The sequence below is a fragment of the Streptosporangium minutum genome (assembly GCF_002149035.1).
Taxonomy (GTDB): domain Bacteria; phylum Actinomycetota; class Actinomycetes; order Streptosporangiales; family Streptosporangiaceae; genus Streptosporangium; species Streptosporangium minutum.
This window is the reverse complement of the sequence record NZ_NGFP01000030.1, coordinates 17,609-40,558: the sequence shown is the minus strand read 5'-3', so window position 1 is coordinate 40,558 and position 22,950 is coordinate 17,609. Positions and strand designations below refer to the sequence as shown.

At 67.4% G+C, this 22,950-nt stretch carries 23 protein-coding genes; 5 read left to right on the top strand and 18 right to left on the bottom strand.

The features are described 5' to 3' along the window. Window positions 1-421 precede the first annotated feature (421 nt). On the top strand, window positions 422-685 hold the full coding sequence (locus tag CA984_RS09505) for a hypothetical protein (protein ID WP_133061586.1): 264 nt from the start codon (window positions 422-424) through the stop codon (window positions 683-685). A 334-nt stretch (window positions 686-1,019) separates the two neighbouring features. Beyond that, window positions 1,020-1,973 carry an Imm10 family immunity protein gene (locus tag CA984_RS09500; RefSeq protein WP_165781177.1) on the top strand — a complete coding sequence of 318 codons (954 nt, stop codon included), beginning with the start codon at window positions 1,020-1,022 and terminating at the stop codon, window positions 1,971-1,973. A gap of 669 nt (window positions 1,974-2,642) precedes the next feature. On the opposite strand, the gene CA984_RS09495 is transcribed toward CA984_RS09500, so the two are convergent. The 10 genes from CA984_RS09495 to CA984_RS45345 all read right to left on the bottom strand — a co-directional run bounded on the left by CA984_RS09495 (window position 2,643) and on the right by CA984_RS45345 (window position 13,653). Then, window positions 2,643-3,110: a DUF4279 domain-containing protein gene (locus CA984_RS09495; RefSeq protein ID WP_207620796.1), complete on the bottom strand. Its 468-nt coding sequence runs from the start codon at window positions 3,108-3,110 to the stop codon at window positions 2,643-2,645. A 415-nt stretch (window positions 3,111-3,525) separates the two neighbouring features. Continuing rightward, on the bottom strand, window positions 3,526-3,735 hold the full coding sequence (locus CA984_RS09490) for a hypothetical protein (protein WP_086570349.1): 210 nt from the start codon (window positions 3,733-3,735) through the stop codon (window positions 3,526-3,528). A 621-nt stretch (window positions 3,736-4,356) separates the two neighbouring features. Further along, the gene (locus CA984_RS09480) at window positions 4,357-7,545 is read right to left on the bottom strand and encodes a S8 family serine peptidase (RefSeq protein ID WP_165781176.1); all 3,189 of its coding nucleotides are present in this window, start codon (window positions 7,543-7,545) and stop codon (window positions 4,357-4,359) included. 257 nt (window positions 7,546-7,802) lie between these two features. Next, window positions 7,803-8,651: a CU044_5270 family protein gene (locus CA984_RS09475; protein WP_086570342.1), complete on the bottom strand. Its 849-nt coding sequence runs from the start codon at window positions 8,649-8,651 to the stop codon at window positions 7,803-7,805. Then, window positions 8,644-9,216, bottom strand: coding sequence for an RNA polymerase sigma factor (locus CA984_RS09470; RefSeq protein WP_086570340.1), 573 nt, complete (start codon window positions 9,214-9,216; stop codon window positions 8,644-8,646). The genes CA984_RS09475 and CA984_RS09470 overlap by 8 nt, the downstream gene beginning before the upstream one ends. A gap of 1,153 nt (window positions 9,217-10,369) precedes the next feature. Then, window positions 10,370-11,173 carry an inositol monophosphatase family protein gene (locus CA984_RS09465; protein WP_086570338.1) on the bottom strand — a complete coding sequence of 268 codons (804 nt, stop codon included), beginning with the start codon at window positions 11,171-11,173 and terminating at the stop codon, window positions 10,370-10,372. A gap of 287 nt (window positions 11,174-11,460) precedes the next feature. Then, entirely contained in the window at window positions 11,461-11,649 is a 189-nt protein-coding gene (locus CA984_RS45350; RefSeq protein ID WP_133061585.1) for a hypothetical protein, read from the bottom strand. Window positions 11,650-11,778: 129 nt separating this feature from the next. Continuing rightward, window positions 11,779-12,252: a GNAT family N-acetyltransferase gene (locus CA984_RS09460; protein ID WP_086570336.1), complete on the bottom strand. Its 474-nt coding sequence runs from the start codon at window positions 12,250-12,252 to the stop codon at window positions 11,779-11,781. Between the two features lie 364 nt (window positions 12,253-12,616). After that, entirely contained in the window at window positions 12,617-12,916 is a 300-nt protein-coding gene (locus tag CA984_RS09455; protein WP_086570333.1) for a helix-turn-helix domain-containing protein, read from the bottom strand. A 326-nt stretch (window positions 12,917-13,242) separates the two neighbouring features. Next, entirely contained in the window at window positions 13,243-13,653 is a 411-nt protein-coding gene (locus CA984_RS45345) for a hypothetical protein (RefSeq protein ID WP_133061584.1), read from the bottom strand. A 398-nt stretch (window positions 13,654-14,051) separates the two neighbouring features. Between CA984_RS45345 and CA984_RS09450 the strand changes: the two genes are divergently transcribed. Both CA984_RS09450 and CA984_RS09445 read left to right on the top strand, forming a co-directional pair. Next, window positions 14,052-14,489 (top strand): GNAT family N-acetyltransferase, encoded by a 438-nt coding sequence (locus CA984_RS09450; RefSeq protein WP_086570371.1) that lies wholly within the window; start codon window positions 14,052-14,054, stop codon window positions 14,487-14,489. Between the two features lie 394 nt (window positions 14,490-14,883). After that, complete coding sequence (locus CA984_RS09445; protein ID WP_086570331.1) at window positions 14,884-15,186, top strand: hypothetical protein; 303 nt, start codon at window positions 14,884-14,886, stop codon at window positions 15,184-15,186. Window positions 15,187-15,316: 130 nt separating this feature from the next. On the opposite strand, the gene CA984_RS09440 is transcribed toward CA984_RS09445, so the two are convergent. The 5 genes from CA984_RS09440 to CA984_RS09420 form a co-directional block, all read right to left on the bottom strand. Further along, window positions 15,317-16,297 carry a zinc-binding dehydrogenase gene (locus tag CA984_RS09440; protein WP_086570329.1) on the bottom strand — a complete coding sequence of 327 codons (981 nt, stop codon included), beginning with the start codon at window positions 16,295-16,297 and terminating at the stop codon, window positions 15,317-15,319. Window positions 16,298-16,512: 215 nt separating this feature from the next. After that, a complete protein-coding gene (locus CA984_RS09435) occupies window positions 16,513-17,163 on the bottom strand; it encodes a class I SAM-dependent DNA methyltransferase (RefSeq protein ID WP_086570327.1) in 651 nt (216 codons plus the stop codon). 121 nt (window positions 17,164-17,284) lie between these two features. Continuing rightward, the gene (locus tag CA984_RS09430) at window positions 17,285-18,307 is read right to left on the bottom strand and encodes a hypothetical protein (RefSeq protein ID WP_242675835.1); all 1,023 of its coding nucleotides are present in this window, start codon (window positions 18,305-18,307) and stop codon (window positions 17,285-17,287) included. Between the two features lie 434 nt (window positions 18,308-18,741). Continuing rightward, on the bottom strand, window positions 18,742-19,128 hold the full coding sequence (locus CA984_RS09425; RefSeq protein WP_086570323.1) for a VOC family protein: 387 nt from the start codon (window positions 19,126-19,128) through the stop codon (window positions 18,742-18,744). 5 nt (window positions 19,129-19,133) lie between these two features. Then, entirely contained in the window at window positions 19,134-19,493 is a 360-nt protein-coding gene (locus tag CA984_RS09420) for a DUF1801 domain-containing protein (RefSeq protein WP_086570321.1), read from the bottom strand. A 168-nt stretch (window positions 19,494-19,661) separates the two neighbouring features. On the opposite strand from CA984_RS09420, the gene CA984_RS09415 reads away from it, so the two are divergent. After that, window positions 19,662-20,579 carry a LysR family transcriptional regulator gene (locus CA984_RS09415; RefSeq protein ID WP_242675834.1) on the top strand — a complete coding sequence of 306 codons (918 nt, stop codon included), beginning with the start codon at window positions 19,662-19,664 and terminating at the stop codon, window positions 20,577-20,579. Window positions 20,580-20,609: 30 nt separating this feature from the next. On the opposite strand, the gene CA984_RS09410 is transcribed toward CA984_RS09415, so the two are convergent. From CA984_RS09410 to CA984_RS09400, 3 genes are all read right to left on the bottom strand, one after another. Further along, complete coding sequence (locus CA984_RS09410) at window positions 20,610-20,858, bottom strand: hypothetical protein (protein ID WP_086570317.1); 249 nt, start codon at window positions 20,856-20,858, stop codon at window positions 20,610-20,612. 131 nt (window positions 20,859-20,989) lie between these two features. Then, window positions 20,990-21,991, bottom strand: a complete 1,002-nt coding sequence (mltG, locus tag CA984_RS09405) for an endolytic transglycosylase MltG (RefSeq protein WP_086570315.1) — start codon at window positions 21,989-21,991, stop codon at window positions 20,990-20,992. After that, window positions 21,988-22,500 (bottom strand): SigE family RNA polymerase sigma factor, encoded by a 513-nt coding sequence (locus CA984_RS09400; protein WP_012887604.1) that lies wholly within the window; start codon window positions 22,498-22,500, stop codon window positions 21,988-21,990. Before CA984_RS09400 ends, mltG begins: the two co-directional genes overlap by 4 nt. Window positions 22,501-22,950 lie beyond the last annotated feature (450 nt).

Genomic DNA, 22,950 nt, shown 5'->3' with positions numbered 1-22,950 from the left:
CGCGGCACTGGGCCTTACGCAGCTGCTTGTTGCGTTGAGCGCGGGGCGGGCATTTGGCTTCCTGGGTGGTCCCGCAGGGGATGTTGAACGACTCGATCATGCCGGTGTGGGTGTCCAGGCGCCGCAGTTCAAGGCGACGGCGCGCCGCGCCGCCGCACGGCCCTCCCACCGCCCGCCGTCCGGGCATGCGGCGTGGGCGCCGGTCCCGGACGGCAGCGGGAATCGGCCCGCCCGCCGCACCGCCCGACCGCCGTACTCGGCCATCGCCCGCCATAGTGGGGCCGCACCGTCGTCCACAAGGTCGATCCAGCCATCGACCTCGGTCCTAGCCCTATTGGGGTGCTTCGTATTAACGCCGGCTGTGCTGCCCTACGACTGAAAGTTCGCGTATTGGGGGCATGATCTCGTAGCATCCGTCGCTATGCTGCGAAACTTATTTCTTGGCGTAGGAACCCTTTTTATGCTCGCTGGCTTGGGCATGGTCTTTTTCGATCCTCTGGAGATCAGCTGGAGCGCCAGCGGCACCGGCATTATCGCTGCCCCCGTCGCTGTCACCCTGGTGGCACTAATCAAGCCCGCCCTTCTCGTCCTTGCCGGAGTCGGCATGATGGTCGGTGGCCTTGCGGCTGCAACCACGGATCGTGGGAAAGATGCCTCCGGCAGGGGCACTCCGACTCCGGGATGATCAGCGTTGCATCGAAGGACCATAGGTGGTTGAGGTGAGCCGGATCTTCCCGTCTGCCACGTCCCAGGCAAGCCCAACAACTCGACTCCTCCGGCTCAAGGCCGTCTGTGAGCGTTGGCATCCCATGACCGAGGAACGTCCACCGGCTGACGTACACGCGAAGACGGCCTTGCCCCTCCGTCCCCGAGCTGTTGCCCCTCCGGGGTGGGACGAGGCAGGCGGGAAGATCCGACGGACGAAGCATGCGCTTGAGCGCATCCGTGATCAGACGTAACCACCTGGAAAGACGCCCGATGAACTCCTGTTATCGTTTGATGGAAAAGGCATGGTGAGTATGTCATCCGACCTCACGCACGAACTCTGCATCGAAATCGGGCGAACCGTGCGGGCCAGCGCCCCGGACGGATGGCAGGAGGTCGATATCCTTCGCTGCCAGCTCGGCACCTTCGGCATAACCGCGATCACTTATCGGATGGCGGACGGTTCCCAGCAAATTCGAGATGGCAAGGACCTCGGCGACCTTTTCCATCAGCTGAAAGTAGCCGAGTACAGGCCGAGTGAGGGGACGTGGTTCGTCTGCCGGCTCGGCTACAGCCTGCGCGGAAAGTCGTACGACTCCATGATGGAGACCTTCAGCATGGAGTCGCCTTTCTCCCAGGACTACACCGCCATGATGCCGCCCGCCTTCGGGATGGAGCTGCCTTTTGCCCAGGACATCGAGGTGCCCGCCTGGGCCTACGTGGAGGAACTGACCATGTTCCCGCGCAGGCTGGATCTCACCCCGTCGTGGATGTGCGCCGCCTGGCCCGAAGGTGTGCCCCTGCCTGAGGGCGACTCCACCCTCACCTCACCGGTAGACAGCGAACCCGGCTCGGCCTGGCCTCCTCTGGGAACCATGGTCGCGCGAACCGCCGGCCGCGACGAGGACCCGGAGACGATCGTTTTCGGAATGGCCGAACACGAGGACGGCACCGGGAATGCCTTGATCTTCATGATGTCCACCGAGGAACCAGACGAGCAGGAGATCGGACTTGGTATGGATACGTACTGCATCGTCCGCGAGGACCAGGCAGGCACCACCTACGGCGGCGTGACTCACTGCGGGATCGGCTCCGGCCGCCTGACCTTCCACTTCACCTCAGAGGCCGCGAAGGAACTGAACGTGGAGCCCGTCGTCCGGATCGATCTCCAGATCGATGACGACAGCATCGTACTTCTCAGAAGCAGCCTGCGGGAGATCTTGCTGTCTGGCCGTCGCGACCAGCACCCCCTCGGCATGCACCTCTGATCGCCGGGCCGTTAGCGGGCCATTAACCATGGGTGACGAGGGGTCAACCACGGTCACTCACGACCAACCCGACACCCCGGTCAGCCGCCTCACAAGGCGTGATCGATGCACTTCCCAAGCTGACAGCACGGGTTCGATTCCCGTCACCCGCTCCAAGCAAGAAAAGCCAGGTCAGGGATTGTTTCCCAACCTGGCTTCCGTTCTTTCCGGGCCTCATTTCGATCTTCCGTGCCCGTTACGTGCCCGATCCCCCTTGATCTTTGTTCTTCCCTAGGGCCTCCTCGCGATCATCGGTGTACCTGTCTAGATGCACGCGGAGTTCGGAGATCACCACTTCGGGCAGGGCCACGGTGCGCCTGCCCGCCGCGGACTTAGGTGGGCCGATGGTCACCGATCCGTCCTTGAGCTCGGTGGTGGACCTTGTGATCTTGACCGTCCGGGCGGCCAGGTCAAGCGGCGGCGCGGCGCGCCGCCGTACCCGGCCCTCTGCTGCACGCCGTCCGGGCGTGCGGCGTGGGCGCCGGTCCCGGCCGGCGGCGCCCCGGGCCGTAGCCGTACCACGCGCCCGCCGTACCCAATGAGACTCGCCGACCCCAGCGACGTGCCGCCGCGCGGAACCGTTCAGCGGTGCTGTGGCAGGTGCCCAACCCGAACGGTATCGCTCAACGATCAGAGGGTGTCCCCGTACTCGTCAACGTCGAGTTCCGCCCGCGTGGCCTGCAAGAAGTCGAGGACACGGCGGTCAAGGTGCCAACCCAGCGGCCGAGGTCGAGTTGGAACTTCTGTCATCCACTCTTCCTCGGAGTCCTCGTCTTCCTCATCTTCACCGAAGAAGCGGACCACTTGCAGGACGGCGGTGTGTCCAGGCTCATGCCGGTCCAGCTCTTCGGCGAGCGCCCCGATTGCCGAGGCGTATGGCTCCAATCGGTCAACCAAAGCTGTGATCATGTCGTCAACGGGCAGGCTCGATCTGGGAACGCTGATCTGCCAGATGTGAACCGCTGGGCGAGGGGGATCCGAGCTCTTACTACCTCGGATCGTGATCTCGTCAGCTTCGAGGCCCAATCGCGCGGTCATCTCCTCTGCGGACATGCGCTCGCTCTTGAGGGCGAAGTACACGTATTGATCCACTTCCACAGGACGACTCTAAATGGTGGCGCTGTACTCATACCGCCCTACGATCACCTGGCGATGGTTGATCTCCGTACAGGGCTGGGGGCGATCGACGGTCCGGGGTTTCGTGCCTCAACCCCGGCCCACCGAGCACCAGAGCGCCGAAGGGGCAGACATGCCCCGTGCCCGTTGCATGCCCGTCAGGAGGGTGACCAAGGGGGAATCACGGGTAGCCGAAGCGCTCCCCCGCAGGTCAGCGTCTTCCCAGCTCAGCGGCCAGGCGCGATAGAGACTTCCCAAGCTGACAGCGCGGGTTCGATTCCCGTCACCCGCTCCAAGACTGAAGGACCAGGTCAGGAAGAGATTCCCGGCCGTGGGTCTTCGCTGGCTTTCTGAAGTAACCCTCTGGGCCAAGAGGTCTTCGAGCACCTGCTCATAGTCAGCGCTTCCTGGTGCGATAGTGAGTGGCACGCTCCGCGGCCATACGTTCCCGTCGCTCCTGGTCCAGGAACTCTCGGGGACTCATCACTCGCCGCTTCTCATGCCTGATCGCCAGGCGGATCGCCCAGTAAAGAAGGAAGAACAACAGCACTGCCGGAACAGCCCATATCACCAGCAAGAACAGAATCTCGGTGAACCCGATCGCCATCTGATCCTCCCTTCAGGGGAAACCAGCATGCCTGATCTTGCAGATTGCGTCCATCGATGACTTCGCCAGGCCGTCCGCCTAAGGTCAGCTTTCATGTGCCATCGACACCGTTCCATGTTCACCGCCCCAGAAACCGGGCTTGATCACGTGCCAGATCCGTGCCAGAACAGGCGGGGAACCACGGTCACTCACGGGGACTCACAGTCACTCGACCCGCCCTGACCTGCACCCCCGTTTTCCCAGCTCAGGACAGCAAGGTCAGTAGATAATTCCAAGCTGACAGCGCGGGTTCGGTTCCCGTCACCCGTTCCACTTCAAAGGCCCAGGTCAGGGATGATTCCCCGACCAGGGCCTTGATTGTTCTCTGGGCCTCGCCGACCCTCCGGGCCCATCACTCCCAATTCCGGGGGCCGAGCGGCTCGCCGAGCAGGAAGCCCGCGCCAACATGAACGCTTACAGCCCGGACGCCCCTTTCCAGGATGACGCCGTGCGCGGTGAGACGGTCGGCCGGTGTGGTCAGCTCGACGGGGTCCCGGGCGAGCCGCTCTGCCTCGAACGGTACTGCCCCCAGATCCGGCCCGAAAGGCAACCGAACCTGGGGGAGCGTCACCTAGCCGTCGGTCAGCCGACGGCGTAGGCGCGAGTGATCGTCTGGGTCAGGCCGGTGCCCGCCGTGCCGGTCACCACCGCGCGGAGGGAGACGAAACCGGGCGTGCGCGGGTTCGGCAGCACGGCGGTCCAGCCCGAGCCCGTGCGGACGATCGGGACACGACGCCACTTCGCCCCGTCGTCGATGGACATCTCCACCTGGACCGACTCGGTCGCTGCCCCGGTGGAGCCGGGGTTGCGCTCGATCCACAGAGGCAGGCGGGTCACGCTGCCCGGCTTGGCGCGATTCGACTCATCCAGGCCGGCGGGGCTGTATCGGACCGCCGTCAGCGGCAGCGGCCGCTCCTTCGCCGTGGTCGCGGACCGGAACCTCCATACGGACTCCACGCCGGTGGAGAGTGTCGAGTGCGGAACCTGCCTGCGCATCGACGCGGTCAGCGTGTAGGCGCCGGGCTCGGGGGGAAGGCCGGCGTGGAGCTCGCACGCTTCCCTCTGGTAGACCTCACAGTTGGCGATGTCGGCCTTGGCCAGCACCTGCCCGTCTCTGGCGAGGGTGGCGGTGCCGGTGGCGGCGGTGTCCGAGCCCGTTCTGCCCGGCCCCCCGCCGGCGAACAGCCCCACCCCGAAGAAGGTCAGCTTGTCGCCGGTACGGCTGCCGCCCGGCAGCAGGAACGACGGACCGGTGACCGCGGTGTTCCAGACTTCATCGGTCTGCCCGCGCTTCATGAGCTTGCCGCCGTCGAAGGTCAGGGAGGTGCCGACCTGAAGACCGCTTTCGTAGGTCAGCCCGGGGGTCCGGTAGTGGATGAGCGTGCCGGGCAGGGGGATGTCACCGACCAGTGATGCCATGGACGAGCCCGGGAAGCCCCCGATCTGTAGTCCGGCCATCGGCGTCCCCACGGCCGCCACTCCCGAGGACCGGTAGGTCGCGGAGACCTTCGCCAGATCCTTCTGCCTGGCGTCGTAGACGGGGTTCTCCGGGACGCCGTCGGTGCGGCGGTCGACGAGATCGTAGACGTAGGGACTGGGAGACACGTCCTTGCTCAGCCACGTGGTTCTCAACGTGTAGGTCAGGCCCGGCCGGTGAACCGGCACGACGAAGAGCTCGGTGTTGACGTTCATGTTCGTCGACGACCACGAATTCCATGCGCCGTGGGCCAGCCCGAGGTCGAAACCGCGCCGAGGCGTGGCGGTCGGATCGTCGAGTGTGACCTTGGTCGCCTTGCCCTGGCGTGTGTCCACCGTCAGCCGGCGGCTGCCTGCGTCGACCTTCAGCGGGGAGTTGGCGACGGTGAAGTTCGACTTCCCGTCGATCCTCTCTCCGATCAAGGTGTAGAGGTCCCAGTCGCCCTTGGGGAGCCGTACCGTGGCCATGCCGTTCCGGAACACCGGCTCGGTGACGGTCCCCGTCTTCGCGTCATAGATCTGAGCCGACCAGGGGTCGACCTGCTGGCCCTGCTTGCCGATGACGGCGATGGTGACGTCGTAGGACTCGGGCTCGACGTACGCACCCGCCAGGGTGCGGATCACGCTGTCGCCCGAGGTGGCGGTGATCGTCCCGGCGTAGTCGCCGGGGGCCTTGCCGCTCGCGTCGATGCTGAGCGTGACCGACGCCTGTCCTCCGGCGGGCACGTCGAGCCGCCGGGAGCCGAGTTCGAGCACTTCTCCCTCTACGGTCAGGTCGAGGCTGACCGGGGCGTCGCCGGAGTTGGTGTAGGTGACGGTCCCGGTCTTCTTGCGTCCGTCCGGACCGTCCCAGGGAAAGGCGGCCCAGGTGCCCGCCGGTTGGGCCACGACCTGCTGCTTCAGCGCGCGGACCACGTCCACACGCCCGGTGCCCTGCTGGAACGGCGTGGCGCCGGACGAAGGGGCGGCGCTGCCGACCAGAGCGACCTTGAGCTGCTGCCCGGTCCAGTCGGGATGCCGCTGGGCGAGAATGGCCGCGGCCCCGGCCACGTGCGGTGCGGCCATGGAGGTACCGCTCATCTCGACGTGAGCGCCGTCGGCGGTGCCCTCGGCCGCCGCCGCGACGATGTCGACCCCCGGTGCGGTGAGGTCCGGTTTGACGGCGTGGTCGCCTACGCGGGGGCCGGTGCTGGAGAACCCGGCCACCCGATCCTGCCTGTCGACGGCGCCGACCGCGAGGGCGGCGTCGGCGCTGGCGGGGCTGCTCACCGGCCGCCTCCCGCCGTCGTTCCCGGCGGCGACGACGAACAGCGTGCCCGTCTCCGCCGACAGCGTGTTCACCGCCTGTTCCAGGGGGTCGATCTCGGGCTGGTCGGCGTCACCCAGGCTCAGGTTGACGACCTTGGCCTTGACCTCGACGGCGGCCCACTCCATACCCGCCAGGATGGCGGACTCGGAGGGACCGGACTCGTCGCCCACCTTTCCGATGGCCAGCCGTGCGCCGGGGGCCACTCCCCGGTACTTCTCGCCGTTACCCGCGACGATCGAGGCGACATGGGTGCCGTGACCGAGGTTGTCGCGGATGTCGGGATCCTCGCTGAAGTTGCGCTCCTGCGCCACCACGCCCTTCAGGTCCGGATGGCCGGGGTCGTAACCGGAGTCGAGGACGGCGACCGTGATGCCCTCGCCGGTCATCCCCTGCTTCCACGCCTCGGTGGCGCCGATCTGCCTGGTGCTCCGGTCGAGGCTGAAGGACCGGCGGCCGTCCAGCCAGATCTTCGTCGTGCCCGCGGCCAGAGTACGGCCGCCGCCCGCCATCTCCTTCCACGCCTGGGCCGCGCCGCTCTTGGGCAGACGGAGCGTGGTCATGCCAAGGCCGGCGAGCTGCCGGGTACCCTGCGCGCCCCTGAGCGCAGGGGCCGGGCCCGCGTCCGAGCGCGTGATCAGCGGGATGTCACGGATCTCGGCGTCTCCGTACCGCCACTGCAGCAGTTGGGTGACGTCGAACAGCCGCCGGTCGAGCACCCCCTGGGCGACCAGGGGCTGGGCGTCGGACGGAATCACATACAGGTGCTTCTCACGTACCTGGCTCGTGAAGCCGACCTCCTGCCGGCCGGGTCCGGGCTCCACCCGATGCCCGTGGCCGGTGACCACGACACGGTCACCGGTGATCAGGGTCACCCCGTTCGCCGGTTGGGAGGGAGGCTGCGGTGTCTGCGCCGGTGCTGGTGCCGGTGTGATGCCCACGATCGTTCCTGCCATGGCGACGGCGAGGAACGACTTACCTAAACTCATGATCTGCCTTTGTGTGAGGGGAAATGGTCTCTTCCTGCGTTCAGCCATGGGCACGCGCCCGCCAGACTGTTCGGCCATGGGCACGCGCCCGCCAGGCCGTTCGGCCATGGGCACGCGCCCGTCGGACGCGAAACCTCCCGGGCCGCCCCGGTCGAACTCCACTCATGGACCTGGGGGCAGCCTTCAGGACACGGCCGAGTCGCCCCGCCGTCTCCGTATGGGTGGTGGTCGGAGCCTCAGCCGTCGTCACCCAGCCCCTACCGGGGAGACCGGTCCGTCCAGTCGGTGGTCACCGAGATGAATTCATCAGTCCCCGCCACGCCTCCGTCGCCGGTGAGGAGGAGGTTGGTGCGGGTCACCCGAGCGGTCTCGGGATCGACGACCAGTTTGATCGGCGACTCGCCGTCAGGATTAGGGATCAGCAGTTCCTGCCCGCCTTCGACCGCGCCCCTGCTCTCGACCCCCGGCGTCGCGGCCAGCGCCTGGAACGCCGCGGAACGGACCTCCGAAGGCGTCGGCAGCTCCGAGATCAGCGAGAGCAGGGGGAGGAGCGGATCGCCTCGCTGCTCGGACCGGCTCATGTCGTCGGCACGCCCCTTCCGCTCGGTGATCCGTGCTTTCAACGCCTCTGGATCCGTCGGCAGCCCTTCGAGGTCCTCGAAGCTCACCTCGGCCCCCTTGAGGCTGAGCGGGAGCGGGGCCGGTACGGCGACGCCGGGAGGGTCACCCGGCTCGCCCTTGGTCCAGCGCCGGCCGTCACGCCTGGTCCAGCTCTCCATCGCCGGGATCTCCGGGTCCGACCACTCGGATCTGACGTACCAATAGGTCCCGGAACCTTGCGGCGTACGTTCCGCACTGGCGGCGGCCATGAGCAGGACCTCCCTGCCCGAGACCGGTGCGCCGGCGGGCGTGGTCACACCCGTGGCGATCACGGCGACGACCGCCGCGGCGGCGGTGGCCAGGCCGACTCCCGGCATGAGCCACCCGATCCGCCGTCGCGTGCGGCCTCGCATCCTGTCCTGGAGCCGGCTCCTGCTGCGAGTGATCGCCTCGGTGGACGGCTCGGGCTTGGTCAGCAGGGTGGCGAGCGTGTCGAGGTCATCCATGGACTGTCTCCTTGTCGATGAGGGCGAGGATCTTCGCGCGCGCTCGGCTGAGCCTGGAGCCCACCGTGCCGATGGCGATGCCGAGCGCCTGGGCCACCTCGTCGTAGCCGAGCTGGCCCAGGGCCACGAGAAGCAGGACGTCGCGCTCGCCACCGGACAGGGCGGCAAGCGCCTTGGCCAGGTGCGGCTGCATGCGCTCAGCGGCGACGGAGGCGACGACCCGGCTCTCGTGGCCTTCCACGACGGGTTCCGGCCCCAGCCGGGCCAGCGCCCTGTAGTGGCGTGTCTCCTTGCGCCGGTGCCTGGCGATCAGGTTGGTGGCGATGCCGAACAGCCAGGGCCGCAGGCTCCCGCGTTCCGGGTCGAACCGGTTGCGCCGATCGAAGGCCAGCAGGAACGTCTCGGCGGTGATGTCCTCGGCGATCTGCGTGTCCAGGCGACCGGCCACGTACAGGTAAACGTCGCGGTAGTAGCGGTCGTGCACGATGACGAACAGGTCAGGGTCCCGCCGGCACTGGGCGACGAGTTCGGCATCGGTCACCTGTTCGCCTACTTCGGCGATCAAGTTCTTGTCTCCGACATATGCCCGCCTTACGGGTGATGGTTACGATCACTCGTTCTTCGCCGCAAGCCAGGATCGTCTTCCCTCACGTGCGTTACACCCGACGCGAGGCCGTGGAGGTACGCGCTGCGCGGGCCTGGGCAAGGCGATTGCACCGCCTGTCCCGGCCGCGTGGCTGGGCGACTGTTGAAGGCCGGCTTGTCGAGCGAGACGCGACCCAGCAGGAAAGGAGCAGCTCCAGTTCCGCCGTCGAGGCCTCCCCAAGGAGACGGCCGTAGCGGGCGACCTCCGCATCGAGAGAAATCCGAAAGCACGGCCCGGGAACGCAGGGCCACCGACCGGCCCGGACAGGAGCCGTCGTCGAGCTAGCACAAAGATCGGCTCTGTACCGCTGGTCTCCGCATTCACCCTGGTCACGTCCAGCGCCTGGCCGACCTGCGACCATGCCGCCCGTTCGGCTCGCAGTTGAGACTGCGCGCCTCAGGATGGCCGACCAGGGGGGCGGCTGCGACGTCGCCGGATGTCCCCACAACCATGCCAGGAGCTCCGACGCACCGCCGTCTGCGGCGAGCGGTTCGCGCAGGATCGCGCCTGGGGAAACTCCAGTAGCGGTTCGCCTGACGCGACAGCTCCAAGCCGTCACCGCGCAGATCGCCCGTGTCGGAGACTGGACCGTCCGCTGTCACGGTCAACGGACGCTCCCCGCACGCGTGGGGCCCACCGCTTGGCGGGAAGGTCGGCGTGGAACTCGCACGTCGGCCCCGCGGCCGCGGAGTAGTCCCACTGACAAGGAAGAGGTCATGGCCGTGATCGCGCGCCAGATCCGTACCAGAACAGGCGGGGATGCACGGGAAACCACGGGGAATCACGGTTACTCGACCCGCCGTGATCTGCTCCCCCCGTTTTCCCGGCTCGGGGCAGCCGGATCAGTAGCCGACCCCAAGCTGACAGCGCGGGTTCGATTCCTGTCACTCGATCCGACAAAGAAAGCCCAGGTCAACCGGCGGGGCCGGGCCTTCCCGGATTCGTTGACGTCCGTGCGCCTCCCAGAGGGGCCCGCTCACGGCAGCCGGCTGCGCGTTGACGTTGATCGGGCACCAGGGCCCAGTGGGGTCCGATCACGATTCCCGGTATGGCTGGACAGAAATCGCACAGGCTACCGGTCAAAAGGGAACTGGTTGGCGATCAGTTCCAGCAGGGCGGCGTGCGTCTCCCCGTCGGCGGCCGCGACGAGCCCGCCCACACCGGTGTGCAGTGGTTGACCGTGTAAGCCGGTCACCACACATCCGGCGGCCTGGCACAACGCGATCCCGCTGGCGAAGTGCACGCTGTCCTGCAGATGGCCGTCAGTGACGTACGCGGCTCGCCGGCCGGAGGCGACCCAGGCCACTGCCAGGGTGGTGGAGACGACACGCGGGCGAAATCGCTCGATGAACCCCGTGTCGGCAAGCAGACGCACAGCCTGGAAGCTCGGTCCGTTCGGGAACGGCGGATCGAGGTTGACATCCACCAGTCGCGAATCAGGCGATGGCGCAAGTCGCTCGTCCACGCCGTCGTGGCGGAGGTACGCGTGATCACCGTCCGTCCAGAAAACCTCTTCGGAGAACGGATCGGCTGAGGCCGCCACCATGATGTCCGAGCCCACCCGCAGGGCGACGTTCACCGCTACCAGCATGCTCCGCGCGGCGTAGTTCAGCGTGCCGCACAGGGGGTCGACCAGCCACATGCGCTCCGCGTCCCCCGAACCCGTGCGTCCGCTCTCCTCGCCCGTCACGGCATCATCTGGTCGGGCGGTGCGGATAACGTCAAGAATGGCGTTCTCCGCTTCGATGTCAGCGGCCGTAGCGAAGTCACCCGCAGATTTCGGGAAGCGCGTCAGCGATGCGCCGTACATGGCCACCACGACAGCAGCTCCGGCCTGCGCTGCCTTGAGGGCCACTTCCTCGTCTCTGATCGACATGCGCGAAGGATAGACGAGTCATGTCCGTTGAGCTCGCACTTGATCGCGTGCCGGAACCGACAGGGATCGGCGGGGTCTCACGGGGGCTCATGGTCCTCGACCCGCCCTGGCCCGCATCCCGCTTCCCCAGCTCAGGGCAGCAAGGTCAGCAGATGATTCCCAAAGCTGCCAGCGCGGGTTTGATTCCCGCCACCTGCTCCAAGCAGGAAAAGCCAGGTCAGGGATTGTTTTCCGGCCTGGCTCCCGTTCTTTCCGGGGCTCATTTCTTTCCGGGGCTCATTTCGATCTTACGCGCCCGATCCCTCCTGATCTCCGTTCTTCCGTATAGCCTCCTCGGCGAGCCTGCCCATGCTGTCGGCGACCATCTTGTCCCGCTCCTCCTCCGGGTGCAGGTAAATCAGCGCCGCCGCACCATGACCACGCCGTACCGAACAGACCCGCCGTACCGGAGCCGCTCCGCCGTACAGCTGCAACACCCACGATCGCCTGATCGTGGGTGATCGTCATAGATGGTTGGGGCGACCGGTGGGCTGGGACTTCGTTGCCTAGCCCCAGCCCACCGAACTGTTGCCTAGCCCCAGCCCACCGAACCACGGTGCTCGCCGTTACGAGGGGTTCGTCAGATCCAGCACCCCGACCGTCTGGCCCCCGCTCTCCTCGCCTGTGAGCTGGAACCCGAGCTTCTGATAGAAGCCCTCGGGGCCGCCCTCTCCCGGCTCCCACGTGACATACATATGTGTGCCACCGCGCCGCCTGACTTCGGCGGCCACTGATTCGACGGCGAAGCGACCGACTCCACGTCCCTGCGCGTCGGGTGTCACATTGAGACGCCACAGGCCGGACCGGAAATCGACCCCCTTACCGTCCCAGTCGATATCGAGGAAAGCCATGAGGAAGCCCACGGGACGATCTCCGTCGAAGATGAGGCGGGGCCAGGCCACCCCTGGGTGGACGTAAGCCTCAGCCAGCGACTTCGCCACCGGTGATACGAAGCGCTCCTGATCGGGGCGGACTTTCACAGAGATAGCCGTCTCGATGTTGGCGGGGGTAATAGGCGCGAGGCGGAGGCTTTCAGGCATGCGAGAACCATATGGGTTCGTTACGCAGGGCCTCGTGCAGACAGCGCCCCCGGCGCGAGCGACGCCTCTCCTGACGACCCTGATGAGGAAACGGTCGCCACCTCTGCGGTGTGCCCGTTGCGTGCCCGTCAGCAGAACGAGCGAAGGGGAATCGCGGGTAACCGGAGCACTTCCCCGCAGGTCAGTGTTTCCCCAGGTCAGCAACCAAGATCGATAGAGACTTCCCAGGCTGATAGCGCGGGTTCGATTCCCGTCACCCGCTCTATGCCAGAAGGCCCAGGCCGAAAGCGCAATCCCGGCCCGGGCCTCACTCATTTCCGGCGCTACTTCGACGCCTCGTGATCCCGAGTGCCGCCCCGGCGGATCAGCTCGCCTCTCGCAGCGGCTGGAACTGGACGCTCAGCCGCATCTCCAGAGCCTCCGCGAGCCGCTCCAGCATGGGGATGGTCGGCATCGTCCCCCCTGCTTCGAACCGTGCCACCGCCGGCTGCTTCAGCCCAGTCCGCTCAGCCAGCTCGGCTTGAGTCAACCCGAGCTGCTCACGCCGCAGCCGTACCGCCTCACCCAGCTCGAACCGGATCCTGGCCGCCTCATATCCCGCCCCCACCCCAGGACGACTCATGATCTCAGTTTTCTTGTCGGCCCAGGTCCTGCGCTCCCCCATGCCGCTCACTCCTCATCTGCAGTATGGGCCTCAGCTATGCACCGCTGCATGACCCGCCTCGCACGCTCGATCTCGGCGGACGGATAACTGCCGACTGGCCGTTGCCGCCCAGATGACCCCCATGCTCAGGCGCGGGCTCCGAGGGCACACTGTCGCGGTGCCCTGAAGCGACCTCAGCGTGGTCGAACCCCGGCCCGGAGGGGTGGACGATGTCGAAGATACGGCGCCTCGCCCTTCAACGCCGACTCTCCGATCATCACGGCAACGAGTAGCGGATTTCCTGCGTGGAGACTTCCAAGCCGGCCGAGCGCATTGGACGCCTTAGATCATCCGTCCTCAGAGTGGACGATCCGATTGGTGATCAGGTGGAGAAGAGGAGACACTTCTTCCCCGATGGACACATACTGCGGCGGATCGCCCACATAGTGCTCAGAGAGAAGTCCCGTGGCGCTGAAGTGAGCGATCACTGCGGCCTTGATTTTCGGACGTGGCACAGTTTCAGGAAGCCGGAAGGCGATCACATCGAGTGAGTCGACCCTGACCCTTGGGTAGCGGGCCTTCACACGGCCGATATCGGGATCAGAGTCGTGGAGATGTAGCCAGGTCCTGACCTCCGGGGGAAGGCCGGTAGTGCCTACATAAATCACGTGGCGTTCAAGCAGCCAGACGTAGACCCAAGATCCGGAGTCGGCGAGGTCTCCACTGCGGATATGCAGCTCTACTAGGTCACGTCCCATTTCAGGATCTTTCCACAAACGGCGTTTGGTGGCCTCTCCGAATTTCGCACCTCGCGGAACCGAAGATTCGGAGTCCGAGCAGTATGAGAGGTGGGAGACCTCCTGCTGCAATGAGTACTGCCATGGAGCCACACAGCCGCTTACGATCACGCCCCTGTGCCGTCGCCTTGCCCTTGTTTCCGCTCGGTCTCCCGCCCGTCATCCGGTCGTGCGGCCTGGGGGCCGGTCCCGGTCGGCGACGGCTCGGGGCGCCCGCTGTACGCCCGCCGTACCCAACCAACCGGCCGTGTCAAGCTGCGCCGCCGCAGCACTGCCTTGAGCAGGGCATGGCGAACATCAGAAAGCCCTCGCGCGGGGGTCCCGGCTCCCACCGATTTCACCTCGGTAGGGTCAGGCCCATGACCATCGAAATCGAACTCGTCCAGGAGGCGACCGACGAGGTGGTGGCCGCGTTCGAGCGGTTGCTGCCGCAGCTGTCGACGACCCCCAAGCCGCTTGATCGCGATTCCGTGGCGCGACTGGTGACCTTCGACGCGAACACCGTACTGGTGGCCCGCGTCCGAGGGACGATCGCGGGAACTCTGACCCTCGTCACCTTTCCTCTCCCGTCTGGTGTTCGCGCACGGATCGAAGATGTTGTGGTCGATGAAACCGCGCGTGGGCAAGGTGTTGCGGCAGCGTTGACGGACAAGGCACTTGAACTAGCCAGAAAGGCCGGCGCCCGTACGGTTGACCTGACGTCGAGGCCGTCAAGGCAAGCGGCCAACCGGTTGTACGAGCGCGCGGGCTTTCAGCGACGGGAGTCGCTGGTCTACCGGTTCGCTCTGGATGGATAGACGCAGAAACAGCGAGGGAGGGCGGCCTCCGGCTCCGGGTCGATCGCAGTGTTCCCCATGAGGGCCGTAGGTGGCTGAGGTGGACCCGATCGTCCCGCCTGCCGTCCGTCCCGGACAGGCCGAGCGGATTAGAGGCCACGGGCGAAGGCCGTTTCTCCGGTAGCGGCTCCACCTTCCCCCTGGCCATGGTCGCGTGCCGGAACAGGCGGGGCGGCAATCCCTCTTCCAGCTCAGCCCGATCAGCTGGAGAAATCCCTCCACGGCCAGGCGCTCCCACAGCGCCGGGACTGCGCACGGCTCGAAGTGACGGCCAACCCGGGATCACTATTCTCCTGGCATGGCGCGAAGAAGAGACCAGACATCCCCACACGGGATCTACGCGGCCGGAGAACAGGTGTTTCGGTTCTATCCCGACGGCGTCGTGCTTGACGTACTGGTGAAACCCGCTCCGGGGCCGGCCGAAGGTCAGGTCATCGCGACCTGGCTCCACCGTGAAGCACCGGCACCGCTCAACGGCATCCACCTCGCGCACTACGACTTCTCCGGCGGCTTCATCTCCTTCACCACAAGAAGTCACTTCCGAGACGAGACTGTCGGCGTCCGTGGACGCTGGCGCGCGGACCATCTCATACTTGACCGGCGTGACGGAGGGCGATCGCGGACCGGCCTGCACTTCCTCCGCATCTGGCCCACCTGAACAATGGCGCGGGGCTCAGCCTGCGAGTTCCGTCCTCCCGGGGACACGTCACATTCACCACGAAGCAGGCCCGCTCGACTCAGTCGATCGGACAGGCGTCTCTTCACGGGACCACCACGCCGGCCGTACCTCACCGGTCGGTGTCGGGGACGAGAACGACCTTGCCTGTCGTCGCCCGCGACTCCAGGGCGGCGTGCGCCGCGGCCGCCTGCGACAGAGGGAAGGTCTGGAAGGCGGGCAGCATGATCCCGTCGGCGGCCGCCGCGAGTGCGCGAGCCTCGTCGGCGGGCGTGTCCTGCCCCTGCAGCAGCATCATCAGGGCGTCGGTGAAGCGCACGCCGCGCTCCTTCAGCTCCGTCTCATCGGGACGGAACTCCTCCCGTGAGGCCGCACCGATGGTGATGTAGCGCCCTCCCCCGGCCAGCAGCCCGAAGGCGGTGCGCCCCTTGTCGCCCTCGACCCCGTCCAGAACGACCGTGACGCCACGCCCGCCCAGGGCGTCGCGGACGGTGGCCGCCCAGTCCGGCAGGTTGTAGTCGACGGCGACGTCGGCTCCGAGCTCTCGTACGGCCGCCGCCTTCGCCGGTCCGCCCGCCGCGCCGATGACCGTGGCGCCGAGGCGGCGGGCGAACTGGACGAGCAGACGGCCGACACCACCGGCCGCGGAGGTGATCAGGACCACGTCGTCGGAGGTGAGATCGGCGATGTCGAGCAGGCCGACTGTGGTGGTGCCAGTGACGACCATGGTGACGGCGGCCTCGTACCCCAATCCGGCCGGAATCCGATGCAGGGACGAGACGTCGGCGACGGCGAGCTCGGCGTAGCCCCCCGGCCTGCCCCGCGCGGTCACCACCTCGGCACCGATCCAGGCCTCGTCGACGTCCGGTCCGGCCGACTCGACGACGCCGGCCACCTCTCCGCCGAAGATCGCGGGGAGTTCGGGAAGCGGCGGACCGATCTCCAGCCCCTCCCGCATCGCTGTCTCGATCTGGTGGACTCCCGCGGCCCTCACCGAGACGCGGACCTCGCCCGGCCCCGGTACGGGATCGGGCACGGTCTCGTAGCGGAGGTTCTCAGCGGGTCCGAACACGTGCAGCACGACGGCGCGCATGACCGTTCCTTCCGGTAGATCTACTGAAGAACCCCCACTCTGCGACCTCTACCGAACTTGAGGTCAAGTCTGCGGCGGACACCGCGCCCTGGCGGAGATGTCCCCCACGCGACAGGACGAGATGCTTCCGGTCCTCCACGCCTGGCTGGGGCGGATGTGGCCGGCGGCGTCGGCGAAGGTGCGTGCCGATCGCCGATGGGCTCGCTTGCCTGTCACTATGGTTCGGACTTGCGGGCCAGAAGGCAGACATGCGGCCTTTTCCGCCCCTCGCCGGGCTCCTCCAGCAGTCGCGCGCCGACGACGAGCCCGGCCTCGGCGAGCAGCTCGGTGATGCGGTCGGGCGGCAGCAGATAGGACTCGTAGGACACCGGGTGGCCGTACGCCTGCTGGAGATGGAGGCGCTCATCGCCGACATGGGTCCCCAGCAACAGGTGGCCGCCCGGCGCCAGCGTCCGATGGAACTCGGCGAACACCACCGGCAACTGCTCCGGCGGGGTGTGGTGGGTCGAATACCAGGCGACGATGCCGCCCAGTCCGCCGTCCCTGAGATCCAGTGCGGTCATCGACCCCTCGTGGAACCGCAGGTCCGGGTACCTCTGCCGGGCCACCTCGACCATCTTGGGCGACAGGTCGACGCCGAACACCGGCACGCCCAGCGCGTTCAGGTGCGCCGCCACGTGTCCGGGGCCGCATCCGATGTCGGCGACCGGCCCGTCTCCGGCGGCCTGTACGAGTTCGGCGAACGCGGCCAGCATCGCGCGGGTCAACGGCATTGACGCGAGCGCGTTCCCGTAGCGCTCCGCGTAGTCGACGGCGACGGTGTCGTAGGACGCCCGAGTGGCGGTCAGGTAGGCGGGTTCGGTCATGCGGATGACCGTAGCCCGGTGCTACGGCGCGTGGCGCGGAACCAGGTCAGAGGCGGTCGATTGCCTGGCCGGCATCACATCACTCGACATCGACAGGTTTCCCTCACTCCGGCCTGCGTGATCAGACGGGCAGGGTCGCGGCCAGCGGTACGCCGATCTGGATGTCGAAGTAGGCCACGAGATCGTCCACTCCGACAGCGCCCCGATCCGCGTCGATGATCACGACTGTCCCCGCCACGATGCCGGCGAAGCCGGTACCGGACCGCCGGGCCTGTTCGATGCGCTCGGTGACCGGGCCGCGAACCGCCTCGGTCAGAAAGGTGAGGCCGTGCGGGAACTCCTCGCTGAGCGGATGCCGTTGCCGCCCCGACTCAATCCGGCTGCCGATGCCGAACCGGGCCGAGACGATCTGGTCATCACGGAGTGTGACACGGAAGTAGCCGTTCGACCGGGGGCGGTTGCAGCTCTCCTGGGGCGGATAGGCGCAGTCGTAACCGCCGGCCCGGAGATCATCCACAGCCGAGCTCATCGTGGTCGCGTAGTGCTCGGCGCCGAACGGCCAGCGCCGCACGGAGGCGTCCCGGGCGGTGACGACCAGCCCGTTGATCGCGGAATGGCTGTAGTCCGCGTACTCGTCCCGCCACGCGGTCCGGGGGATCTCGTCGGTCCGCTGCACCATCCGGTTCCGGAGGTCACGATCGAAATCGTCGATCTCCTGCCGCACGCGGTCACCGGCACCGGACCAGATCGCGGCGAGCGCCGGCGCCGCGGCGTCGGCGACCTGATCGCCTCTCCTCTGGTCCACCGGCTGCTCGGCGGGCGGGAACCACGCCCAGGCGAGCCGGTCGTCGTGGTCGAGCAGGAACTGCGCGACCTGCGGATAGACCGTGTTCGCCGGGTCACGGTGACCGATCCGGCACCACAGGGCGCGGCCGTCCGCGTTACTCCGGACCTGCGCGCAGAACCAGCCGGCTTCCGTCAACGGCCGGGTGACGGACCCGGCCGTACCGCCGGTCGGGGCGGGTTCGGCCCGTGAGTTCTCACCCGCCGCGTCGTGGTCGTACACGCTGCCGGGCGGCAGCGACGGCGGCTCGGTCGACCGGGTGCAGCCGGTCGACGCGAACAGGCCAAGGATCATGATCATTGAGGCGGTCACGATCGTGCGAATGGCCGGCCGGCGTCGGCGCGGGGTCGCGGGGAACGGAGGGGACACGGAGTTCATCGAAGCCGCTGGACCACTGACTTGGCAATTTCGGTCACCAGGCGCGGGTTCACGGTGACGCCGGGGCGGTCGGCGGGTGGGCACGGCGACGTCGAGACGGTCGGCGGGTGAGCACGACGACGACAATCCGGGCACCGTCCGGGGCGCCGATCGGGCCGGCACGGTTCGCGGTGGCGTAGTCCCGCTGCCTGTCCCGTCGTCGCACCAGCACCCGTCCGGCAGGAGCAGAACTCGGTCATTGACCCCCGGCGCGCGGGTTCGGTTCCCGTCACCCGATCCGCTCTTCCCGGGCGAGCTGATCCAGGTGCCCGACCAGAAGACGGCGGAAGTGAGTGCGCGCCACAGCCATCCGGCGGCTACCCTTCGGCGTCCTGCGGGTACCAGCGCAGTTCGACGGTGTTGCCGTCAGGGTCCTGCACGTAGATCGAGGTCGCGTCGCCACGGGCGCCGAACCGGCCCACGGGCCCTTCGAGGATGGTGAAGACGCCCGACTCGATCACCTCATGCCAGTCCAGCGGTTCCACGACCAGGCAGATGTGGTCGACGTTCGACTCGTTCCGAGGACGGCGGACCAGGTCGATGATGGTTTCCGGAGTGATCCTCACGGAGGGGAACGGCACCTTGCCGGCCCGCCACTCGGCGACGCGTACCGGCTCCAGGCCGAGGGGCCCGCAGTAGAAATCCAGGGCGCGCTCGACGTCCTCGACATTGAGCACCAGGTGATCGAAGGCTTTCACACGCACCGTCGTTACCTCGCTTCCAGGTTGCAGGCCTGACGCAGCCAGTCGGCGAACAGGGCCGGGTCGATTTCGTCGACGGTACGGAGCTTCACCGAGGCCATCTGGCGGGCACCCGCGGTGAGGCGCCCGGACGGGTCGGCGAGTTCCTGTCCGCGCCACAACCCGAAAGTGATGTACGACCCGTGCGCCTTGAGGAGGCAGACGGGGTTCTTCCCCGGGCTGTCGCCGAGGCTCCAGGTCGGGTGGCCATGCCACATAGCGCCGGCGCCGGGCAGGGCCGCGTCGATGACGGGACGCAGCTTCTCGCCGATCTCCCGCAACGTGTCGTCGAGATCGGTCAGGTAGTCGGTGACGTTCGTTGTGCTCATGGCGTTCCTGTTCCGGTGGTGCTGAGCATGCGATGGTTCCGCGTTGTGCGGGTCGGGGCCGGTCCCAGGGCCCTTCCCCTTGTGACCGGATGACGCTCTATACGATGCGCCAGGCACCGACGGCCATCAAGCAACGATGGAGCTAGGATCGTTGACTCAAATTCAACGATGGAGCGTCACATGCTGGAGCGGCACGAGATCGAGACCTTCTTGACGCTCGCCGAGGAGCTGCACTTCGGCCGTACCGCCGAGCGCCTGCGGGTCACGACCGGGCGGATCAGCCATGTGGTCAAGAAGCTGGAACGCCGCATCGGCGCTCCGCTGTTCGACCGCACGAGCCGCGTCGTCCGTCTCACCCCGATCGGGCGGCGACTGGCCGATGACCTGACACCGTTGGCGGCCCAGATGGACGAGGCGGTACGGAGGGCCGTCGACGCCGGCCGCGGGGTCACCGGACAGCTGCGGGTGGCGTTCCTCGGCGAGTGGACCGCACCGATACTGCTCAAAGCCGTCAGCCTGTTCGCCGAACGCCACCCCGACTGCGAGGTCGACGTTCACGAGGCGCAGCTGTTCAATTCGCGATCGAGCCTGCTTGACGGCTCCATCGACATCCTCATCGCCTCGTACCCTTTCGACGGCATGGCCTGCGGGCCGGCCTTGCTGTCGGAGAGGCGCGTGCTGGCCGTGGCCGCCGAGCACCCGCTGGCCCGCGAGGAGTCGGTGTCCCTCGAAGTCCTCGCCGAACACCCCATGGTGCAGTACCCGCCGGTCACCTCGGCGGAGTTCAAGCGCGACCGCACACCCGACCGCACCCCGTCGGGCAGACCCGTCCCGAAAGGGCCGGCGGGCAACACGTTCTCCGAGATGCTCTCCCTCGTCGCGATGGGCAGGGGCGTCCTCCCGGTGGGCGAGCACAGCCGGCGGTACTATCCCCGCCCGGACGTCGCGTACGTGCCGATCCACGACGCGCCACCGATCGAACGAGGACCGGTCTGGCTGGAAACCAACACGACCGCGCGGGTGCGCGAGTTCGTGCGGGCCGCGACGGACGCCAACCGCCGGACCGCGGCGCCGTCTGCGTCGTGATCGATGCCCCGGTTACGGAGCCCCGGACGATCATTTGTCCGGACAGGCCGCTTCGGTCCATACGGCCGTCAGGTCCTCGCACGTCAAGACGGTTGCGCCTGACATCAGGACCGTCTCGTGGCGGCAGCCGTCCAGATGCGGAGGAATCTTGTCCATGACCAGGACGGACCACGCGGCCACGCCTGTCGGCACGGTGGACCCGTAGCGGGTCACGCCGTGGTAGCGGACCGTCAGGTCCTCCTCATGCTTCCAGCAGGTGTGCCGGAAGCCGAGTTCCATGAAGTCCCCGTCCTCACTGAAGGTGACCCGTTCGAGGGCCAGGTCTTCGACGCATCGCCGACCGGCGAAGTCGTAGTGGTCCGGATCGGCGGCGAACGCGCAGGCACCCGGCGGCGGTCTCGGACCGAGGACTACGGCGCACCGCCCCGGCCCCCGGGCCCGCGGTTCTCACCTATCCCCCGGTGACGGTTCTTGTCGTATTCCTCGACCAGCTTGAAGAACTCGGATTCGGAGTCGGCGAACTTCGTGGTGCCCTTCTCCGGATCGGTCGTCACGAAGTACAGCCAGGACCCAGCGGCCGGCTTCAGGGCAGCCTCGATGGCGTCGGCGCCCGGGTTGCAGATGGGACCGGGCGGCAGGCCGAGGCGCGCATAGGTGTTGTACCGCGACCGGCTCTTGAGATCCTTGTTCGAGGCCCTGATGCCGAACTTGTTCAGGCCGTACAGAACCGTGCTGTCCATCTGCAGCTTCATCTCGGGCGTGTGGTTCAGCCGGTTGTAGACAACCCGCGCGATCTTGGGCATGTCGCGCTTGTTGGTCGACTCGGTCTGGACGATGCTGGCGACGGTCAGGATCTCCAGTGGCGTACGGCCGACATGCCTGGCGCCGTCCACCAGGTTGCTGTCCTCGGCGGCGCGATTGAAGCGTGCCACCATCGCGGCGAGGAGCTCGCCGGGGCTCGACTCGGACGAGACCTCATAGGTCGCGGGGAAGGCGAATCCTTCCAGCGCGCCCTTGGCGTAGGCCGGAAGGCCAAGCGTCCTGCCGTCCTCGGCGGCCCGCCAGAACTCCTCCACCGGCCTGCCGGTGGAGGCCGACAACTTCTCCATGACCTGTGCGAGCCGCAGCCCTTCTCTCACGGTCAGGGTGATCTGACCCCGGCCGGTCCCCACAAGCGCCTCATCGGAGCCCTGCTCCGTGATGCCCCTGGGGACCGCCACCCGTGAGGACAGCCCTTCGACCACGAACGTGGATCCGACCGCCATCGCGGCGACGGCCACCGCCGCCGCCAGGGCGAGGCCACGGCGACGGGATCGGCCCCCGTGGACCCGGAGGAACCGGCCCGGTGGGGGCGGCTGCTCCTCGTGGGCCATGTCGGAAAGGGTCTCGCGCAGCAGATCCTCGATGCTCATCGGAACTCCCTCACGGTGCTCAGCTCGGGTGCGGCCTTCTTCAGGCGCTCCAGGGACCGGTAGATCTGGCTGCGGACCGACCCCACCCTGACACCGAGCAGCCGCGCGATCTCGGTCTCGGACAGGTCCTCGAAGTACCGCAGCACGAGCACGGTCCGCTGCCGGGGCGTCAGCCGGGCAAGTGCCCCGCGCATCACCAGGCGGAGGTCTGCGACCTCCGCGTGTCCGTCGTCGATCCGGTCGGGCAGCCACCCGGTGGACACCTCCGCGATGCGGGAACGGCGCCGCCACCAGCTCACCTGCTCGTGGTACATGGCGCGGCGGACGTACCCCTCGACGGCCGCGGGGTCACGGAGACCGCGCCACTTCGCGGCCGTCTTCGCCAGTGCCGACTGCACCAGGTCCTCAGCGGCGTGCCGGTCACCGGTCAGCAGGTACGCGGTGCGGAACAGCGCCCCTGACCGATCGACGACGAACTCCCGGAAGTCCGCCTCAAATCCTGGATCCACCCGTCCTCCTCGCGATGTCGTCAAACAAGGACGCGGGCAGGACGTCGATCTATGCCGACACGGCCGGACCGATCCGCATCAGGACCCGTATGCCCCGCACCACCGGACAGGTCATGTGGTTGAGAACAGTCGTTGCGGAAGGCCGCCACGGAGCGGTCCTCTCCCCGTCGACCGCCCTGCCTTCCATCCGCGTCGTGGTGCCGGAGCCGTGTCGGCCCGGCGTCGGCGGCGGGCGCGGACGTGGGCGTGGACGTGAGCGTGGGCGCGGGCGATCGGGTCGCGGACTTCACCAGCGGGCGGAGTACGGCCATGCCCGGCGAGATGGGCGACGGGGACCGCAGGGGGCCCTGCCCCGCTCCACCAAGAACTGTTTGGAGCGACGCACCAAAAAGAGAGCGCCGCTCTTGACTTTACTGCTCAGAAAAGAGAGCATTGCTCTCGAAAGCAAGG

Coding starts and splice junctions, on each gene's coding strand:
- CA984_RS09505 (WP_133061586.1), top strand. CDS start 422: ATGCTGCGAAACTTATTTCTTGGCGTAGGAACCCTTTTTATGCTCGCT.
- CA984_RS09500 (WP_165781177.1), top strand. CDS start 1,020: ATGTCATCCGACCTCACGCACGAACTCTGCATCGAAATCGGGCGAACC.
- CA984_RS09490 (WP_086570349.1), bottom strand. CDS start 3,735: ATGGCGATCGGGTTCACCGAGATTCTGTTCTTGCTGGTGATATGGGCT.
- CA984_RS09480 (WP_165781176.1), bottom strand. CDS start 7,545: ATGAGTTTAGGTAAGTCGTTCCTCGCCGTCGCCATGGCAGGAACGATC.
- CA984_RS09475 (WP_086570342.1), bottom strand. CDS start 8,651: ATGGATGACCTCGACACGCTCGCCACCCTGCTGACCAAGCCCGAGCCG.
- CA984_RS09465 (WP_086570338.1), bottom strand. CDS start 11,173: ATGTCGATCAGAGACGAGGAAGTGGCCCTCAAGGCAGCGCAGGCCGGA.
- CA984_RS09460 (WP_086570336.1), bottom strand. CDS start 12,252: ATGCCTGAAAGCCTCCGCCTCGCGCCTATTACCCCCGCCAACATCGAG.
- CA984_RS09455 (WP_086570333.1), bottom strand. CDS start 12,916: ATGGGGGAGCGCAGGACCTGGGCCGACAAGAAAACTGAGATCATGAGT.
- CA984_RS45345 (WP_133061584.1), bottom strand. CDS start 13,653: ATGGGACGTGACCTAGTAGAGCTGCATATCCGCAGTGGAGACCTCGCC.
- CA984_RS09450 (WP_086570371.1), top strand. CDS start 14,052: ATGACCATCGAAATCGAACTCGTCCAGGAGGCGACCGACGAGGTGGTG.
- CA984_RS09440 (WP_086570329.1), bottom strand. CDS start 16,297: ATGCGCGCCGTCGTGCTGCACGTGTTCGGACCCGCTGAGAACCTCCGC.
- CA984_RS09435 (WP_086570327.1), bottom strand. CDS start 17,163: ATGACCGAACCCGCCTACCTGACCGCCACTCGGGCGTCCTACGACACC.
- CA984_RS09430 (WP_242675835.1), bottom strand. CDS start 18,307: ATGATCATGATCCTTGGCCTGTTCGCGTCGACCGGCTGCACCCGGTCG.
- CA984_RS09420 (WP_086570321.1), bottom strand. CDS start 19,493: ATGAGCACAACGAACGTCACCGACTACCTGACCGATCTCGACGACACG.
- CA984_RS09415 (WP_242675834.1), top strand. CDS start 19,662: ATGGAGCGTCACATGCTGGAGCGGCACGAGATCGAGACCTTCTTGACG.
- CA984_RS09410 (WP_086570317.1), bottom strand. CDS start 20,858: ATGGAACTCGGCTTCCGGCACACCTGCTGGAAGCATGAGGAGGACCTG.
- mltG (WP_086570315.1), bottom strand. CDS start 21,991: ATGAGCATCGAGGATCTGCTGCGCGAGACCCTTTCCGACATGGCCCAC.